This is a genomic window from Rhizobium sp. AN5 (assembly GCF_900215255.1).
GTDB lineage: Bacteria > Pseudomonadota > Alphaproteobacteria > Rhizobiales > Rhizobiaceae > Agrobacterium > Agrobacterium tumefaciens.
Genome location: NZ_OCMJ01000003.1, coordinates 816,968 through 832,992, shown reverse-complemented (window position 1 = coordinate 832,992; position 16,025 = coordinate 816,968). Strand labels below are relative to the sequence as shown.

Sequence of the window (16,025 nt, the reverse complement as noted above, 5' to 3'; positions counted from 1 at the left end):
AAGCCATGCCATCAAGCTTTTCTCCTCAATCCTGCCCCAGAAAATTATCGATGAACGACTTCATACCCTATGAAATCATAGAAGGCGATTATGACAAAGGCATGGTTCTTCTGGCGGACCATGCCATGAACCTCCTGCCGGCACACTACGGCAAACTTGGCCTTCCGCAAACCGCTTTTCATCGTCACATCGCATTTGATATTGGTATTGAAGGGCTGACGCGCTCTCTTGCGGCCCGCCTCGGTGTGCCGGCCGTGCTTGGGCGATTTTCGCGCCTTCTGATCGACCCCAATCGCGGCGAAGACGATCCGACCCTTATCATGAAGATTTCGGACGGGGCGATCATCCCCGGCAACCACCCGATTTCGGATGAGGAATGGCAAAGACGGATCGAGATTTTTCATCGTCCCTATCACAATGCCGTCGATCGCGTGCTTACCGGTGTAGCGCAGTCGTCGGGGGAAGCGCCGCTTGTTCTGTCGCTGCATTCGTACACGCCGTTCTGGAAAGAAACACCGCGGCCCTGGCATGCCGCGGTTCTCTGGGACACGGATAATCGTGCCGTCGATCCGCTTCTGGCGCATCTGCGCGCGACCGGCGACATTCTCGTTGGTGACAACGAACCCTATGACGGGGCGCTGAAGGGCGATACCATGTATCGCCATTGCATGATGAAGGGCATACCGCATGCGCTTCTCGAAGTTCGGCAGGATTTGATCGCGGATGAGGGAGGGATTGCCGAATGGTCGGACCGGCTCGCTCCCATTTTCGCCGCAATGAACGACGATCCCATTTTGCATGAATATGAGCTGTTCACCTCTCGCACCGGCCCCTACTGAGTCTGGAGCTGCCCCATGACGACACCGAATGACAAACAGCAGATTGAATTCGAGGCCGCCGCATTCCGCCGTCTCGTTGAGCATCTTCGCGAGCGTCACGATGTGCAGAACATCGACCTGATGAATCTCGCGGGCTTTTGCCGCAATTGCCTTTCCAACTGGTATGGGGAGGCCGCTAACGAGGCCGGCGTTGCACTCACCAAGGAGCAATCCCGGGAAATCGTCTACGGAATGCCCTATGAGGACTGGAAGGAAAAATATCAGGCGGAGGCGAGCGACGTCCAGAAAGCTGCCTTTGAGCAGAACAAGCCAACGGAATAACCCCTGATCGACGGAAACGACTTGACGTGAGGCCCGTCAGTGGGCAGGTCACAGGCCGGAATTTTTGCTGCCCGGCTGGCGGCGACCGGCGAAGGCTTCGCCTGGATTTAATGAACAAGGCTCACTCGAGCTGCTACCAATGAAGGATGATATGATGGACGAAACGAGCACCACCGAAACCGTCGCCGCCGCCGAACTGCGTCAATTCATCGAGCGCGTCGAGCGTCTCGAAGAGGAAAAGGCTGCCATTCAGGGAGACATCAAGGATGTCATGGGCGAGGCGAAGGGTCGTGGCTACGATACCAAGGCGATCCGCACCATCATCCGCCTGCGCAAGAAGGACGCCAACGAGCGTATCGAGGAAGAAACCATTCTTCAGACCTATATGGCTGCGCTTGGCATGGAATGATCGGTTGACGGTCCTACAATGAAAAATCGCCGCTTTTGCGGCGATTTTTGTTTGGATCGTCTGCGATATTCAGCTGCGAGTGCCAGCCAGCTTTTCAGAAAGGTCAGCGGCCTCTTTGCGGGCGTCCTTGTCCGCGGGATAGAGCGCGAGATAGCGTTCCCAGGCTTTCAGCGCCAGATCGTCACGGCCTGAGGCTTCGAGGATGTTTGCAAGGCTTGCCAGTGCCGGAAAATAGCGCGGCTCCTTCTCCAGCGTCAGATTGATATCCGCCATCGCCTTTCGGGTGTCGCCATCGGCAAAATGCACCATGGCGCGGCGATAGGGCGCCTGCACGTAATCCGGATCGAGTAAAATAGCCTGGTCGAGAAAATCGTAAGCAGCGGCGTTGCGCTTCTCGTCTGCGGCTTCGCCAGCCCATTGCATCAGGAGATTGATTGTCGCGCTGCCGGAATCGGTCCATTCGGAAGCGATCTGGTTGGCAATGCTGCGCGCCTTGACCGCATTCCGCTCTTTTTTCAGCGACGCGAAAAGACTGTCGACCGTCTTGGCAGGTGAAGGCGCAGCCTCCAGGGCTGCGGGAGGCTGACCATCTGCCGCATGAGCAAGGGACGCCATTCCTGAAAGCAGGAGGCCCGAAAGCAGGAAACCCTGAGCGACGATGATAGCCGTGCAAAAACGATTTGGGCGCATGGGTTAAAGCTTAACCCGACTGCGCCCAATATCAAATGCAAAGTTCTGCACTGTCAACAAAGTGATCCGCGATGTGATCGCGAACCGCAGCGGCACTCAATCAGCCCTGACGAGCCTTGAAGCGCGGGTTCTGCTTGTTGATGATGTAGACGCGGCCCTTGCGGCGAACCAGGCGGTTATCGCGATGACGGGCCTTAAGCGCTTTAAGCGAATTCTTGATTTTCATTTTACTGGTCCGCAGTTTTGCACGGCTTTTACCGTGCTTATTCAAACAATCAAAAGCGCGCAACGGGGCGCGCTCTTTTCGGTTGGCAGGCAAATACCCGTTTGACCCCTGCCTGTCAACACTTCCACGCGTCTTTGCCTTAAAAGACTGAGGCTTTTCCTGTGCGCAAAAGCTCGGTCACATGGCCCATCTTGCGGCCGGGCCGTGCTTGCGTCTTGCCGTAAAGATGCACGAGACAGTCTTTTTTCGAAAGCCATGCTGGCACATCGTTGATGTCATCGCCGATGAGATTGGTCATGACACAATCCGAATGGCGGGCCGTGCTGCCGGGGGCAAGACCGGAGACGGCTCGTATATGCTGTTCGAATTGCGAGACCACGCAGGCCGCTTCCGTCCAGTGGCCGGTATTGTGCACGCGCGGCGCCATTTCATTGGCAACGAGCGAACCATCGGTCAGGACGAAAAACTCGATGCCGATCACGCCGACATAGTCGAGCGCGGCCAAAAGCTTTTCCGCCGATTGCACGGCAACCGCCTTCGCCGCATCGGAGAGTGCTGCCGGCACGGTGGATGTGTGCAGAATGCCGTTCAGATGAATGTTTTCGGCCGGATCATAGCAGGTAACGGTGCCATCCCTGAAACGGGCGGCAATGATCGAGATTTCCCGCTCGAAAGCGACAAAGCTTTCGAGGATGAGCGGCACGCCACCGAGTGCTGCGAAGGCGCCTGCGATGTCCTCACCACCCTTGAAAAGCCTCTGGCCCTTGCCGTCATAGCCCATGCGGCGGGTTTTCAGCACACCCTTGCCACCAAAAGCGGCCAATGCCGCTTCCAGTTCTTCCTGATTATCCACGGCGCGGAAATCGGCGGTCGGAATGCCGCAACCGTTGAGGAAGCGTTTCTCCGTCAGCCGATCCTGCGAGGCGCTGAGAGCCTGCGGTGGGGGATAGACGGGAACGGAAGCGCTCAGCGTCTCGGCTGCGGTGACGGGTACGTTCTCGAATTCGTAGGTCACGACATCACAAAGGCGAGCGAGTTCCGCAAGCGCCGTCTCGTCATCGTATTCCGCGACGATCTGGCTGTTGCAGACCTGCGCCGCCGGACAATCGGCTTGCGGTTCGAGAACGATGGTGCGGTGGTTGAGGCGTGCGGCGGCCATTGCCAGCATGCGGCCAAGCTGCCCGCCGCCGATGATGCCGATGGTGAGATTGTTCGTGTTCATCATCACGTCAGAGGCTGTCACTGGGCGCTGTCCATGGGATATTCGGCAACCGCCGCTGACTGGCGCGCGCGCCATGCATCGAGCCGGTCTGCCAGGTCCTCGTCACCCAGCGCCAGAACCGCAGCTGCCAGAAGTGCGGCATTGATAGCGCCGGCCTTGCCGATGGCAAGCGTTCCGACGGGAATGCCAGCGGGCATCTGGACGATGGAATAGAGGCTGTCCTGCCCGGACATCGTCTTGGACTGTACCGGGACGCCGAAAACCGGAAGCGGGGTCATGGCGGCGGTCATGCCCGGCAGATGGGCGGCGCCGCCGGCACCCGCGATGATGACCTTGAAGCCTTCGTCTTTCGCGCCATTGGCAAAATCATAAAGGCGGTCAGGCGTGCGGTGGGCGGAAATAATGCGGGCTTCGTATTCCACGTCCAGCGCATCCAGCGTATCGGCGGCATTCTTCATGGTCTCCCAGTCGGACTGGCTGCCCATGATGATGGCGACGGGGGGTGTCTCTGCTGTCACTTCGCTTCTCCGGCTTACAGCATAGGCGCAAAAATCGATTTTGATTTCTGCAAGGCGCGATGCGTAAATTCAATAGATTAGAGCGTCTCTCGTGCATCCGGCAGGAAGCACGAAAGCCACTCTAGGCAATGATATCGGGAATGACCTGATCTTCGATCTGGGTCATCTTGTCCTTGACGGCCAGCTTCTTCTTTTTCATGCGTTGTATTCTCAGCGCATCGCAGTTGGTCTGGATCATCGCGTTGATCGCAGCGTCATAATCCTCATGCTCCTGGCGCAGCCGCGCCAGCGTAAGCCTGATGTCCGCCTGGTCCTGATCGGGCATCTTGTCATCCCCATTTTATGCCAGCCGGAGAGCCTCCGGCGCGTATGTCATCGGTTCTCGAGCCTCTATCATCAAATCGCGGTAACGGGAAGTTATCCCTTGCGACCAAATTGCCCACTTATTGCCTTCATTTCGCCTTCGACAAGACCAACGATCCATGTCACATTGTCGTCGCAAACCTGAAACTCCAGCGATGGAGAGCTGGAGGTAGGCTTAAAAATGGAAGGACGTGCCGCATGACCATTCAGGCTCATATTGCATCGCTCGAAAAGAAACACGGTGCTCTGGAGGAGGAGCTCGAAAGTATTCTTGCTTCCCCGTCCTCTGACGATAGAGAGATCGCCGATCTCAAACGCCGTAAACTGCGCCTGAAGGATGAACTACAGAGGCTTCGCGCCTCCACAAGGCATTGATTGATGCCATTCCGCAGCCTTCGATGAAGGACTGACGGATTCTTTTTCGGCCCTGGCGGTACGTGCGTGCTGCCAGGGCTTTTTAGTGACCGCCTGGGTCTAGAAAGGCAGCCCGTCCCACAGCAGTTTCAGCGCCGCGATCAGCGCCATGGTATACATCAGCGGGTAGAACACTGATGGTTTCAGATATTTCACCACCCTTGCGCCGGCAAGCGTCGCCAGCATTGCCACCGGCAACAGGCTCGCCGATGTCTTGAGGTTGGTTGCATCCAGCGCTCCCAGCGCGAAATAGGGAATGAGCTTGATTGCATTCATGATCGCGAAGAAACGCACGCTCATGCCGGTATAGGTCTTGGGATCGAGCTTCAGCGGCAGAACATAGATCTGGAAGGGTGGGCCACCCGCATGGGCGACGAAACTCGCATAACCGGACAGGCTGGACCAGAGCGTTGCGGCCACCGGACGCTGCGGTCTGGCCGGAATCTCCTGCCCCTTGCGGCTTTTGAAGCTCTCCTGGAAATAACGCAGTACGAACAGGATCGTCACCGAGGCGACGACGAGGCGCATGGCGTCTGCCGAGATGAGGCTTGAGGTCGCCCAGCCGAGAGTAATGCCGGCGATCGCGCCCGGAAGCATGATGAGGAGCGTTTGCCGGTGGTTGTGGTGCCGCCAGGCCCATAGCGCCACGAGATCCATCACGATCAGGATCGGCAGGAAGATTGCCGCCGCCTGCACGGGCGGGATTGCAAGCGCCATCAGCGGCACGCCCATCAGTGCCAGCGCGCCGCCCAACCCGCCCTTGGAAAGGCCGACAAGCACGACTGCGGGGATGGCGACGAGGAAAAAATGAAAATCGGTCAGCATGGATGAAGGTTGATCCTTTCGCCGGTCCGGTCTATCGGATTTATCATATCAAAACGAGTGCAGATAACGCCGAAAGTGTCTTCTGCCTGAAATGGACGGACCGATGACCAAAGTTGATAACCGTTGCCGCCTTGTTCTGATCGTCCCGCAATTGGACGACGCGCAAAAGCAGGCGACAGAATTGCAAGAAGCACTGCGAGGCGGCGATGTGGCTTCGGTCATCATTCCGCAATATGATCTGGATGACGCCACTTTCCAGAAACGCGCCGAATTGATCGTGCCGATGGTGCAGGAGGCTGGTGCCGCTGCCCTTATCGCGGGCGACAGCCGCGTTGCGAGCCGGGTGAAGGCGGATGGCCTGCATGTGGCGGGCAATGCCGAGGCGCTTGCCGAAGCCGTGGAAAACTTCGCGCCGAAGCTGATCGTTGGCGGCGGCAATGCCGATGATCGGCATAAGGCTCTGGAGATGGGTGAGTCCAATCCGGACTACGTGTTTTTTGGAAAGCTCGAAGGTGACATCAAGCCGGAAGCGCATCCCAAAAATCTGGCACTCGGCGAATGGTGGGCATCGATGATCGAGATTCCGTCCATCGTCATGGGCGGCACCGATATCTCTTCGGTGGTTGCCGTGGCCGAAGCCGGCGTGGAATTCGTGGCGATGCGCAGCGGCGTTTTTGACAATGCCTCAGGTGCTGCTCAGGCCGTTTCTGAAATCAACGCGTTGCTTGACGAAAAAGCGCCACGGTTTGACGGTTGATACAGGCGATGTTGATGCGCTCGGTTCACGTCTGCCTTTCTATTTCGCTGCTGGCGCTGTCTTTCGGCGCGCCGGCGGGCGTCGCTTTTGCCCAATCCGGACCGCAAAGCGAAAGCAACGCGCTTTCCCGCCAGTTGGAGGATGAGGCGCAGCCTTCCCGTCAGGGCAGGGTGCAATCCGAAGAGCAGAAGGACTTGCAACCGTCGCAGGGCGTCAACGTCTATCAGCGCATGGGCGCGGACCTGCCGGCCTTGCCGCCTGAAAAGGAGTTTAAGGGCCGGGTGGATGAGGCCTATGGGCATTTCCAGCGCGGCGAATATGTCCAGGCGCTCGACAAGGCGCTCAGCCGTGCGCAGAACGGCGATGCGTCCGCCCAGACGCTGGTGGCGGAAATGATGTCGCGTGGTCTCGGCATCGCCCGCGACGAAAAGACCGCGGCCTTCTGGTACCAGCAGGCGGCACAGGGTGGCGATCCCGTCGCGATGTTCAAATTCGCCCTCATTTTGATGGAGGGCAAGTTCGTTACCCGCGACAAGGCGAAGGCCGACGATTACATGCACCGTGCGGCGGAGGCCGGCAATGCTTCGGCGCAGTTCAACTGGGGGCAGATACTGGTTTCGGAAAATCCCGGCGTAAAGGGATTGCTGATGGCCATGCCGTATTATGAAAAGTCCGCGGAGCAGGGCATTGCCGACGCGCAATATGCGGTGTCGCAGATCTACCACTCGGTCAAGGATGTGCCGGCCGAAAAGAAGGCCAAGGCGCGCGATTGGCTGACGCGGGCCGCAAAGGCCGGCTACGATACCGCGCAGGTCGATCTCGGCATCTGGCTGGTCAACGGTTTTGGCGGCGAGCGAAATCTGGATGAAGGCTTCCGCTGGCTTTACGGTGCTGCACAGCGCGGCAATGTCGTGGCACAGAACAAGGTGGCGCATCTTTACATTCAGGCGCTCGGCACACGGCCCGATCCGGTGGAAGCGGCCAAATGGTACGTGCTTTCCCGCCGCGCCGGGCTGAAGGATCCGTCTCTCGAGGATTTTTATCTCGGGATCACCGACGAGCAGCAGAAAAAGGCTATAGAGGCGGCAAATCGTTTCCGTCCGATGTGATGCACGGCCGGTTGTTCGGCGCCAGCGTACATGTGCAGGCTTTTTGCCTTGAATTTCCGCGCGTTTTGTGGTCTTGAACCGCAAACTTTCAATTCAAGAAAATAATGACGTTCCTGCCCGGCTAGCTTGCGGGTGGTTCGCAAGCTTTCCAGGAAACAAATTCGATGGCACGTTCAGCCCTTCTCAATGTCATGGTTCAGGCCGCCCTCAAGGCGGGTAAGTCTTTGTCGCGTGACTTCGGTGAAGTGCAGAACCTTCAGGTTTCGGTCAAGGGACCGAGCGATTTCGTATCGCAGGCGGACCTCAAGGCTGAAAAGATCGTGCGCGACGAGCTGATGAAAGCCCGCCCCACCTACGATTTTCTGGGTGAGGAAGGCGGTGAGGAAAAGGGCAGTGATGGTGCGCATCGCTGGATCGTCGATCCGCTGGATGGCACGACCAACTTCCTGCACGGCATTCCGCATTTCGCCGTTTCCATCGCGCTCGAGCGGAACGGTGAAGTCGTAGCCGGCGTGATTTTCAATCCAGCGACCGACGAACTCTACACCGCCGAGCGTGGCGGCGGCGCGTTCCTTAACGATCGTCGTATCCGCGTTGCCGCGCGCAAGGCCTTGACGGATTGCGTCATCGGCTGCGGTGTGCCGCATCTCGGTCGCGGTAATCACGGCAAATTCCTCGTCGAACTTCGCCATGTCATGGGTGAAGCAGCCGGCATCCGCCGCATGGGTGCTGCAGCACTCGACCTTGCCTATGTTGCAGCAGGTCGCCTGGACGGTTTCTGGGAAGCAGAGCTTTCGCCATGGGATGTGGCGGCCGGTCTGGTGCTGATTCGCGAAGCTGGCGGGTTCACCTCCGACGCCAAGGGCGGCGCGGATATCTTCGGCAGCGGCAGTGTTGCTGCCGGAAACGAATATATCCACAAGGCACTTGTGGAAGTTGCCAACCGCCCGATTCCGGGTCGTTGATCGATTTCGGCAGAAAACCTGCCGTTTAATCCAGGTTTTAGGCGCCCGGCGAACTATCGCCGGGCGTTTTTGTTTTTTCGGTCTTCAGTCAAGCCGCATTTCGTGAAATGCCTGTGACGAAAGACAGGCTTTTCGCTTCAAATCGTCGCAATTTTCAAATAGCGTCCGGTTGATACGTGACCGAAGGGAATGCGAACGTTATGGCGGATTCGGAGTTGCTCGATCTCGGCGTGGAGAAGCCGGTGACCACACGGCAATACAGCCACAAGCTGTCCAGCCCCACACCGTTTCTGTGGACGATGGTTCTGTTTCTGATCCTCGTCGGCTTTCTGGCGGCCATTCTTTACCGGCAGGCGCACACGGCCTTCATGACGAATCCGGGCTTGAACGGCTTCATTCTCGGCGTTCTCGTCATCGGCATTATTTTGGTATTCACGCAGACCATGAGCCTGCGTTCGGAAGTCCGCTGGTTCAACGCATTCCGGGCTGCCGGTAGCGCCGAGAAAGTCGGCCGCGCCCCAAAACTGCTGGCCCCCATGAGCACGTTGATCGGCAAGCGTGGCGAAGTCCGGCTTTCTGCAGTTACGCAGCGGACGATTCTCGATTCCATCGCGACACGCCTTGATGAATCGCGCGATACTTCACGTTATCTTGTCGGCCTTCTGGTGTTTCTCGGCCTGCTCGGCACCTTCTGGGGTCTGATCGGCACCATCGGCGCCATCAGCAATGTCATCCAGTCGCTCGATCCCAGCGCCGGCACCAGCAACGATATTCTAAGCTCGCTCAAGGCGGGTCTCACCGCGCCGCTTTCCGGCATGGGAACGGCGTTTTCCTCGTCGCTTCTCGGCCTTTCAGGCTCGCTGATCCTCGGCTTCCTCGATCTTCAGGCCGGCCGTGCCCAGAACCGTTTTTACACCCAGCTCGAAAACTGGCTGTCGTCGGTGACGGATACGACGGCGGATGGGCCAAGGGAATTCAACGCTGAACCCGGTGCAATGGTCAGCACTGAGCGCTCGCTTGCGGCCATGACGAGCCTTGCTGAAGGCATTCAAGGTCTCGTCAAGAACATGCGCAGCGAGCAGCAGATGTTGCGTGACTGGATCGAGGCGCAGCAGGAGGAATCGAAATCGCTTCGCCGCACGCTCGACCGGTTGTCGACACGTATCGACGGCGAGACAAAATCCTCCGGACGCACCCGGCACGATAACGGGAGCGAGTAGCCATGGCGCTTGCGCGCAACCGCCGCCGCGACAGGAGTGTGGATTATTGGCCGGGTTTCGTCGATGCGCTGTCGACGCTGCTCATGGCCATCATGTTCCTGCTGACGGTCTTCGTGCTGGCGCAATTTGTTCTGTCGCGGGAAATTAGTGGCAAAGACGAGGTGTTGACGCGCCTCAACAGCCAGATTGCCGAATTGACCGAACTTCTGGCCATGGAAAAGGGCAACAAGCAGGATATCGAGGACGCGCTGGCGAGCCTGCAATCAACGCTTGCCGCATCTGAAAGCGAGCGATCGCGCCTGCAGTCGCTTCTCGATGCAGGATCGGGCAACAATGCAAGCGCCAATGCCCGGATTGGCAGCCTGACCGGCGAGTTGGATGACCAAAGACAGGCCAATTCCCGCGCCTCCGCACAGATCGAATTGCTCAACCAGCAGATTGCGGCGCTCAGGGCGCAGATCGCATCGGTGGAAGCCGCCCTGCAGGCGTCGGAAGCCAAGGACACCTCATCCCAAGTCAAGATCGCCGATCTCGGCCGCCGTCTCAATGTCGCGCTGGCGCAGCGGGTTCAGGAACTCAACCGCTATCGTTCTGATTTTTTCGGGCGTCTGCGTGAAATCCTCTCGGATCGCGAAAACATTCGCATCGTCGGCGACCGGTTTGTCTTCCAGTCCGAAGTGCTCTTTCCCTCCGGTGGCAACGACCTCAATCCGCAAGGGCAGGCGGAGATGGAGAAGCTGGCGGCCGCGCTGATCGATCTTGCCAAGGAAATCCCCACCGAGATCAACTGGGTTCTGCGCGTGGATGGCCACACGGACAATGTCCAGCTTTCCGGGTCCGGCCGCTTCCGTGACAATTGGGAACTTTCCTCGGCACGCGCAACCTCCGTGGTGAAGTTCCTGATCTCCAAGGGTGTTCCGGCCAACCGGCTAGTCGCTGCCGGTTTCGGTGAATATCAGCCGATAGCCGAAGGCGACACGCCGGAAGCACGCCAGCAGAACCGCCGTATCGAACTGAAGCTCACCGAACGCTGACACCTTAAGCCGCATCATAGCGGTTGCCTTGAGCTGCAAGTAAATTTACGTTCGCGTAAACGTAATTCTGTCGCATCTGGGAGGAGCTGATGGAGCGATATGATGTGATCGTTGTCGGCGCGGGGCTTGCCGGTCTGGTCGCAGCGACAGGGGCTGTTGAGCGCGGTTTCAGTGTTTGCCTTGTGGATCAGGAGGGGGAGCAGAACCTTGGCGGGCAGGCCTTCTGGTCGCTGGGTGGTCTGTTTTTTGTTGATAGTCCCGAACAGCGCCGAATGCGGGTGCGCGACAATCTCGATCTTGCGAGGCAGGACTGGTTCGGCTCTGCCGGTTTTGATCGTCTAGAAGATCATTGGCCGCGCCGCTGGGCGGAGGCTTATCTCAATTTCGCCGCAGGCGAGAAACGTCAATGGCTGCATCGGCTGGGCATGCGCTGGTTTCCCGTGGTCGGCTGGGCCGAGCGTGGCGGTGCCCTTGCTCATGGCCACGGCAATTCCGTTCCGCGTTTCCATGTCACCTGGGGCACCGGCCCCGGTGTGCTGGCGCCTTTCGTTGAAAAGGCAAAGGCCATGACGGCAAGCGGTCGGTTCACCTTTCGGTTCCGCTACCGCGTCGATCATCTGGATATCACCGACGGCAGGGTGACCGGCATTTCCGGGGTTGTTCTTGCCAGGGATCCGGTGTTGCGCGGGCAACCAAGCAGCCGGGAAGAGCAGGGTGATTTTGTCCTTTCGGCCTCGGCGGTCATCGTCAGTTCCGGTGGCATCGGCGGCAATCAGGAACTGGTGCGGCGCAACTGGCCGCTGGAGCGGTTGGGCAAGCCCCCCGCGACCATGGTCTGTGGCGTGCCTGCGCATGTGGATGGCCGTATGATCGCCATTACGGAAGCAGCGGGCGGAGCGGTCATCAATCGCGACCGTATGTGGCATTATACCGAGGGCGTGAAAAATCACGATCCGATCTGGCCGGACCATGGCATTCGTATTTTGCCCGGCCCCTCGTCGTTCTGGTGCGATGCGGATGGAAACCGGCTCGCAGCACCCGCCATGCCGGGCTTCGATACGCTCGGCACGCTTAAGATTCTGGGCGAACGCGGCAGCGGTCACAGCTGGTTCATTCTAACCAAGGCAATCATCAAGAAGGAATTTGCGCTTTCTGGTTCGGAGCAAAATCCGGATCTGACGGGTAAGGATGTGCGGCTACTGCTCAAACGGTTGGGCAAGGAGCCACCGGGGCCGGTGCGGGCTTTCATGGAACGTGGCGAGGATTTCGCCGTCCGTGATACGCTGGAAGAACTCGTGGCGGCGATGAATGCCATCAACGGCGACAATCGGCTGAATATAGACCACATTCGCTATCAAATAGAGGCACGAGACCGGGAGATCGAAAACGGTTTCAGCAAGGATGCGCAGGTTACGGCGATCCACGGAGCGCGGCGTTATCTTGGTGACAGGTTGATGCGCACTGCAAAACCACATCGGTTGCTAGACCCGACAAAAGGGCCGCTGATTGCAGTGCGCCTGCATGTGTTGACGCGCAAGACGCTTGGCGGTTTGCATACGGACCTTGAGGCGAGGGTGCTGGACGCGGCCGGCAACCCCGTTCCGGGTCTTTATGCTGCCGGAGAAGTGGCAGGCTTCGGCGGCGGCGGGATGCACGGATATAACGCGCTGGAGGGCACATTCCTCGGCGGTTGCCTGTTTTCGGGCCGTGTTGCGGGGCGTAGCGTGCTGGCTTAAGCCCACACGGCTCACGCTTGAGCGCGCAGTTCGTCCGGCCCTGTCTGGAATTGCAGCCGGGCAAGTCTCGCATAAAGGCCGTTCTGGCGGATAAGGCTCTGGTGCGTGCCTTCCTCAATGATACGGCCCTCATCCATCACCAGAATGCGGTCGGCCTTCAACACGGTGGCAAGGCGATGGGCAATGACGATGGTGGTGCGGGTTTTCATCAGCTCATCGAGTGCCTTTTGCACCAGCGTTTCGCTTTCGGCATCCAGTGCGGAGGTCGCTTCGTCAAGAAGCAGGATAGGGGCGTTGCGCAGGATGGCGCGGGCAATGGCGATGCGCTGGCGTTGACCGCCGGAAAGCGTTACGCCGCGTTCTCCCACCTGCGTGTCATAAACATCGTTCAGCCGGGCGATGAAGCTGTCTGCCTGCGCGGCGATGGCGGCCGTGCGCACTTCTTCGCGTGTCGCAGTCGGCTGACCGAATGCGATGTTATCGTGGATGGAAGAGGCGAATATCGCCACATCCTGGGGAACAATGGACAGTCGCGCGCGCAGATCGGCAAGGCTGACATTGCGGATATCGACGCCATCGATGGTGATGCGGCCCTCTTGCGGATCGTAGAACCGCATCAGCAGCGAAAAGACCGTGCTTTTTCCCGCCCCGGAAGGGCCGACGATGGCGACGGTTTCGCCGGCATTGACCTTGAAGGAGAGCCCGGAGATGATCGGGCCTCCGGTTGCGAGCGGATAAATGAAACCGACATTCTCGAATTCCGCTTCGCCGCGCGGCGGTTGAACCATCGAAACGGGTGCTGACGGCTCGGCAACGGGCGAGCGCTCGTTCAGCAGTTCGGAAAGCCGTTCAGCCGCGCCGCCCGCCTGCGCCAGTTCACCCCAGACTTCGGAGAGCTGGCCTAGGCCGCTTGCCGCGATGACCGAATAAAGCACGAACTGGCCAAGCGTACCCGCCGTCATGCCGCCGGACAAAACGCTTTGCGCGCCATACCAGAGAATGCCGACGACACTGCCGAAAACGAGCGCGATGGCGACGGCGGTGAGGATGGAGCGGGCGCCTATCGCTGCGCGCGCGCCCTGATAGGCTGCTTCTACGGAGGCGCCGTAGCGGGCATTCGCAAGCGCCTCGGCGTTAAAGGACTGCACGGTGCGGCTCGCCCCGATCGTTTCCGAGGCATAGGCGGCGGAATTGGCCAATGTGTCCTGCGTATTGCGGGAGCGGGCACGAACCGAGCGCCCGAAAGCAATCAAGGGAAAAACGATGAACGGGATGGCCAGGAGCGCAAGGCCGGAAAGGCCGGGGCTGGTATAGATCATCATCGCCACCGCGCCGCAGCACATGATGATGTTACGCAGCGCAACGGAAGCTGAGGAACCGAAGGCCGAGCGAATCTGTACGGTATCGGCGGTCAACCGCGAGGTCAGCTCGCCCGAGCGGTTGGCATCGAAAAACTGCTGCGACAGCGTGGTGAGATGAGCAAAGACATCCCGGCGCAGATCGGCAACGACCCTTTCGCCGATGGTCATGACATAATAATAGCGCATGGCGCTGGCGAGAGCGAGAAGGACGGCAATGGCAAGAAGCACGGCAAAATAGCTGTTGATCATGCCACCGTCCGGCGTCTGGAAACCGTGATCGATGATACGGCGAACGGCAAGCGGCAACGCAAGTGTCGTGGCGGAAGAAAGCACAAGCGCAAAAAGGGCTGCCGCCATCAGGCCACGATAACGCCTGAGATACGGAAACAGGCCAAGCAGCGGCTTCAGGTTTCTCTGTTTAGCCGCTTTCTGCTCTTCAATGTCTGCCACGTCCGCTATACTCCTCGTTCCGTGCCGTTTTTCGGCCTTTTGCGGGTGAATTTCCGGCGCGCGGTAAAATTCTGGTCCCTGCGGCCATCTCCTTTCACAAGGGGATAGCAGGCTCTTGTTATCTGGGCGACCTTCATGTATAGGCTCCGCATCGAATTGGGAAGCCATAGCCCATCAGGACTATGGCTTCATTTATTGAAATGGCTCAGTTGACGCAATTGCGGCAAATGGACCGCACGTCACTTAACCAGGAAGATTGTCATGAAGGCTGATATCCATCCCGCTTATCACACGATCAAGGTCGTCATGACCGATGGCACCGAATACGAAACCCGCTCGACCTGGGGTTCGGAAGGCGCAGTCATGAACCTTGAAATCGACCCCAAGTCCCATCCGGCATGGACGGGCGGCAACCAGCAGCTTATGGACCGCGGTGGTCGCGTTTCCAAGTTCAACAAGCGTTTCGGCGGCCTCGGCCTCTAATCCACTTGTGGACGGATCATTTAAAAAAGCCCGGTTTTACCGGGCTTTTTTGTTGCCCTGTTTCGACTGGATTTGCCTTAGGGGGATTGCGACAGTTTCGTTGATAGCGGCCAGAGGCCTTAAATTTTACGGGTTCCTGGTTTGGTCAATCACAGGCAGCGGCTCTCGCGGCGTCATCATGGATGTATGCCGGAGAGTAGTCATCAAAGCACCGGTCAATCTTTTCGTTTATATCCCAGAATTCTTTGCCAATAATAAAAGCGACAATTAGTAGAGCGCAACCGGGCATAGCCATGATATACTTAAGGATACGCATTTTGTTCCTATTGTTGTGCTGTATGTGTGTATTAAAATATGAATTGTGACAATGAAATTCATTATTTCATGCCTAGATATTTCTGTTCCCTTCCAAAAACAAAAAAGCAGGCCTATGAGCCTGCTTTTCAAATTGTCCGGATAAGGTCGTCTTTTCTCAGTTGATCGAGAAAGCCGTGCGCAGAAGGTTAAGCTGCGCCTGCACGCTATTTTCGTTGTCCGGTACCTTGGTGGCTTCAGACGGGCGGTAGATTTCGCGGTCGAGAAGGGCAACCCGGTTCTGGAGGCGGAGCGACCGCTCGATGAGGTCACGGAAGGACTCAGGCAGGTCGTTCCAGCCTGGAGCGTTGCGATCGACGTTGAAGCTGTCGAGCCGCACCTTGCTTTTTTCGCTGAGAACCTGATCGCGTGTCATCTCGCCATTGTTGACGGCGCGCTGCAGAAGCAGCCAGGACGCCATCTGCATCAGGCGGGTGGTGAGGCGCATCGATTCTGCCGCGTAAAGGACAGACGCCATACGCGGCAGAACCTTTGAAGCCGTACGACCGGCTCCATCAAGATAGCTCGCCGTTTCCTCAACCAAGGTCATGCCTTCGGTATAGAGGGTCTTGAACTGGTTGGAAGCAGCCGCGCGACCCGCAAAGCTAATGGTATTTAAAACCTGTTCCGACATTTTCTTTAAATCCCTGCTCACGCACCACACTGTCAGGCAACGACGACCGGTAATATTTTGTTCCGGCCTTTAGTGTTTTCAGGATGGTATCTTTA

At 58.2% G+C, this 16,025-nt stretch carries 19 protein-coding genes; 11 read left to right on the top strand and 8 right to left on the bottom strand.

Going from position 1 to position 16,025, the window contains the following annotated elements; genetic code table 11:
* Positions 1-50: 50 nt before the first annotated feature.
* From CRP02_RS07260 to CRP02_RS07250, 3 genes are all read left to right on the top strand, one after another.
* Entirely contained in the window at positions 51-839 is a 789-nt protein-coding gene (locus tag CRP02_RS07260) for an N-formylglutamate amidohydrolase (protein WP_097099904.1), read from the top strand.
* A gap of 15 nt (positions 840-854) precedes the next feature.
* Positions 855-1,160 carry a DUF1244 domain-containing protein gene (locus CRP02_RS07255; protein ID WP_097170671.1) on the top strand — a complete coding sequence of 102 codons (306 nt, stop codon included), beginning with the start codon at positions 855-857 and terminating at the stop codon, positions 1,158-1,160.
* A 151-nt stretch (positions 1,161-1,311) separates the two neighbouring features.
* Entirely contained in the window at positions 1,312-1,569 is a 258-nt protein-coding gene (locus CRP02_RS07250; protein WP_006314683.1) for a DUF2312 domain-containing protein, read from the top strand.
* Between the two features lie 69 nt (positions 1,570-1,638).
* Here the strand turns inward: CRP02_RS07250 and CRP02_RS07245 are convergent, their stop codons facing one another.
* From CRP02_RS07245 to CRP02_RS07225, 5 genes are all read right to left on the bottom strand, one after another.
* A complete protein-coding gene (locus CRP02_RS07245; protein ID WP_097170670.1) occupies positions 1,639-2,259 on the bottom strand; it encodes a tetratricopeptide repeat protein in 621 nt (206 codons plus the stop codon).
* 100 nt (positions 2,260-2,359) lie between these two features.
* Positions 2,360-2,485, bottom strand: coding sequence for a type B 50S ribosomal protein L36 (gene ykgO, locus CRP02_RS07240; protein ID WP_003497670.1), 126 nt, complete (start codon positions 2,483-2,485; stop codon positions 2,360-2,362).
* A 139-nt stretch (positions 2,486-2,624) separates the two neighbouring features.
* Complete coding sequence (locus CRP02_RS07235) at positions 2,625-3,710, bottom strand: 5-(carboxyamino)imidazole ribonucleotide synthase (protein WP_097170669.1); 1,086 nt, start codon at positions 3,708-3,710, stop codon at positions 2,625-2,627.
* Between the two features lie 14 nt (positions 3,711-3,724).
* Entirely contained in the window at positions 3,725-4,192 is a 468-nt protein-coding gene (purE, locus tag CRP02_RS07230; RefSeq protein WP_034501985.1) for a 5-(carboxyamino)imidazole ribonucleotide mutase, read from the bottom strand.
* A 154-nt stretch (positions 4,193-4,346) separates the two neighbouring features.
* Positions 4,347-4,550 (bottom strand): YdcH family protein, encoded by a 204-nt coding sequence (locus CRP02_RS07225; protein WP_003511431.1) that lies wholly within the window; start codon positions 4,548-4,550, stop codon positions 4,347-4,349.
* Positions 4,551-4,786: 236 nt separating this feature from the next.
* Between CRP02_RS07225 and CRP02_RS07220 the strand changes: the two genes are divergently transcribed.
* Entirely contained in the window at positions 4,787-4,963 is a 177-nt protein-coding gene (locus tag CRP02_RS07220; protein WP_003511430.1) for a YdcH family protein, read from the top strand.
* Positions 4,964-5,062: 99 nt separating this feature from the next.
* On the opposite strand, the gene CRP02_RS07215 is transcribed toward CRP02_RS07220, so the two are convergent.
* Positions 5,063-5,827 carry a sulfite exporter TauE/SafE family protein gene (locus CRP02_RS07215; protein ID WP_003511429.1) on the bottom strand — a complete coding sequence of 255 codons (765 nt, stop codon included), beginning with the start codon at positions 5,825-5,827 and terminating at the stop codon, positions 5,063-5,065.
* A gap of 103 nt (positions 5,828-5,930) precedes the next feature.
* On the opposite strand from CRP02_RS07215, the gene CRP02_RS07210 reads away from it, so the two are divergent.
* From CRP02_RS07210 to CRP02_RS07185, 6 genes are all read left to right on the top strand, one after another.
* Entirely contained in the window at positions 5,931-6,584 is a 654-nt protein-coding gene (locus CRP02_RS07210; RefSeq protein ID WP_003511427.1) for a thiamine phosphate synthase, read from the top strand.
* An 8-nt stretch (positions 6,585-6,592) separates the two neighbouring features.
* Positions 6,593-7,693, top strand: coding sequence for a tetratricopeptide repeat protein (locus CRP02_RS07205; RefSeq protein ID WP_179783959.1), 1,101 nt, complete (start codon positions 6,593-6,595; stop codon positions 7,691-7,693).
* Positions 7,694-7,857: 164 nt separating this feature from the next.
* Complete coding sequence (locus CRP02_RS07200) at positions 7,858-8,658, top strand: inositol monophosphatase family protein (protein ID WP_097170667.1); 801 nt, start codon at positions 7,858-7,860, stop codon at positions 8,656-8,658.
* Between the two features lie 200 nt (positions 8,659-8,858).
* The gene (locus tag CRP02_RS07195; RefSeq protein ID WP_097170666.1) at positions 8,859-9,878 is read left to right on the top strand and encodes a flagellar motor protein MotA; all 1,020 of its coding nucleotides are present in this window, start codon (positions 8,859-8,861) and stop codon (positions 9,876-9,878) included.
* A gap of 2 nt (positions 9,879-9,880) precedes the next feature.
* A complete protein-coding gene (locus tag CRP02_RS07190) occupies positions 9,881-10,912 on the top strand; it encodes a peptidoglycan -binding protein (protein ID WP_097099910.1) in 1,032 nt (343 codons plus the stop codon).
* A gap of 89 nt (positions 10,913-11,001) precedes the next feature.
* Entirely contained in the window at positions 11,002-12,648 is a 1,647-nt protein-coding gene (locus CRP02_RS07185; protein ID WP_097170665.1) for an FAD-binding dehydrogenase, read from the top strand.
* A gap of 11 nt (positions 12,649-12,659) precedes the next feature.
* Here the strand turns inward: CRP02_RS07185 and CRP02_RS07180 are convergent, their stop codons facing one another.
* Positions 12,660-14,459 carry an ABC transporter transmembrane domain-containing protein gene (locus CRP02_RS07180; RefSeq protein WP_097170664.1) on the bottom strand — a complete coding sequence of 600 codons (1,800 nt, stop codon included), beginning with the start codon at positions 14,457-14,459 and terminating at the stop codon, positions 12,660-12,662.
* Positions 14,460-14,720: 261 nt separating this feature from the next.
* Here CRP02_RS07180 and rpmE point away from each other — a divergent pair, with 261 nt between their 5' ends.
* Complete coding sequence (gene rpmE, locus CRP02_RS07175; RefSeq protein ID WP_003506183.1) at positions 14,721-14,942, top strand: 50S ribosomal protein L31; 222 nt, start codon at positions 14,721-14,723, stop codon at positions 14,940-14,942.
* 472 nt (positions 14,943-15,414) lie between these two features.
* Here rpmE and CRP02_RS07170 read toward each other — a convergent pair whose 3' ends face one another.
* Positions 15,415-15,930 (bottom strand): DUF1465 family protein, encoded by a 516-nt coding sequence (locus CRP02_RS07170; protein ID WP_003511419.1) that lies wholly within the window; start codon positions 15,928-15,930, stop codon positions 15,415-15,417.
* Between the last annotated feature and the right edge of the window lie 95 nt (positions 15,931-16,025).

Bases quoted from the DNA above. Each gene is read 5' to 3' on its own strand.
- CRP02_RS07235 (WP_097170669.1), bottom strand. From the start codon at position 3,710: ATGATGAACACGAACAATCTCACCATCGGCATCATCGGCGGCGGGCAG.
- ykgO (WP_003497670.1), bottom strand. From the start codon at position 2,485: ATGAAAATCAAGAATTCGCTTAAAGCGCTTAAGGCCCGTCATCGCGAT.
- CRP02_RS07260 (WP_097099904.1), top strand. From the start codon at position 51: ATGAACGACTTCATACCCTATGAAATCATAGAAGGCGATTATGACAAA.
- CRP02_RS07190 (WP_097099910.1), top strand. From the start codon at position 9,881: ATGGCGCTTGCGCGCAACCGCCGCCGCGACAGGAGTGTGGATTATTGG.
- CRP02_RS07245 (WP_097170670.1), bottom strand. From the start codon at position 2,259: ATGCGCCCAAATCGTTTTTGCACGGCTATCATCGTCGCTCAGGGTTTC.
- rpmE (WP_003506183.1), top strand. From the start codon at position 14,721: ATGAAGGCTGATATCCATCCCGCTTATCACACGATCAAGGTCGTCATG.
- CRP02_RS07185 (WP_097170665.1), top strand. From the start codon at position 11,002: ATGGAGCGATATGATGTGATCGTTGTCGGCGCGGGGCTTGCCGGTCTG.
- CRP02_RS07220 (WP_003511430.1), top strand. From the start codon at position 4,787: ATGACCATTCAGGCTCATATTGCATCGCTCGAAAAGAAACACGGTGCT.
- CRP02_RS07255 (WP_097170671.1), top strand. From the start codon at position 855: ATGACGACACCGAATGACAAACAGCAGATTGAATTCGAGGCCGCCGCA.
- CRP02_RS07215 (WP_003511429.1), bottom strand. From the start codon at position 5,827: ATGCTGACCGATTTTCATTTTTTCCTCGTCGCCATCCCCGCAGTCGTG.
- CRP02_RS07200 (WP_097170667.1), top strand. From the start codon at position 7,858: ATGGCACGTTCAGCCCTTCTCAATGTCATGGTTCAGGCCGCCCTCAAG.
- CRP02_RS07170 (WP_003511419.1), bottom strand. From the start codon at position 15,930: ATGTCGGAACAGGTTTTAAATACCATTAGCTTTGCGGGTCGCGCGGCT.
- CRP02_RS07210 (WP_003511427.1), top strand. From the start codon at position 5,931: ATGACCAAAGTTGATAACCGTTGCCGCCTTGTTCTGATCGTCCCGCAA.
- CRP02_RS07225 (WP_003511431.1), bottom strand. From the start codon at position 4,550: ATGCCCGATCAGGACCAGGCGGACATCAGGCTTACGCTGGCGCGGCTG.
- purE (WP_034501985.1), bottom strand. From the start codon at position 4,192: ATGGGCAGCCAGTCCGACTGGGAGACCATGAAGAATGCCGCCGATACG.
- CRP02_RS07250 (WP_006314683.1), top strand. From the start codon at position 1,312: ATGATGGACGAAACGAGCACCACCGAAACCGTCGCCGCCGCCGAACTG.
- CRP02_RS07205 (WP_179783959.1), top strand. From the start codon at position 6,593: ATGTTGATGCGCTCGGTTCACGTCTGCCTTTCTATTTCGCTGCTGGCG.
- CRP02_RS07195 (WP_097170666.1), top strand. From the start codon at position 8,859: ATGGCGGATTCGGAGTTGCTCGATCTCGGCGTGGAGAAGCCGGTGACC.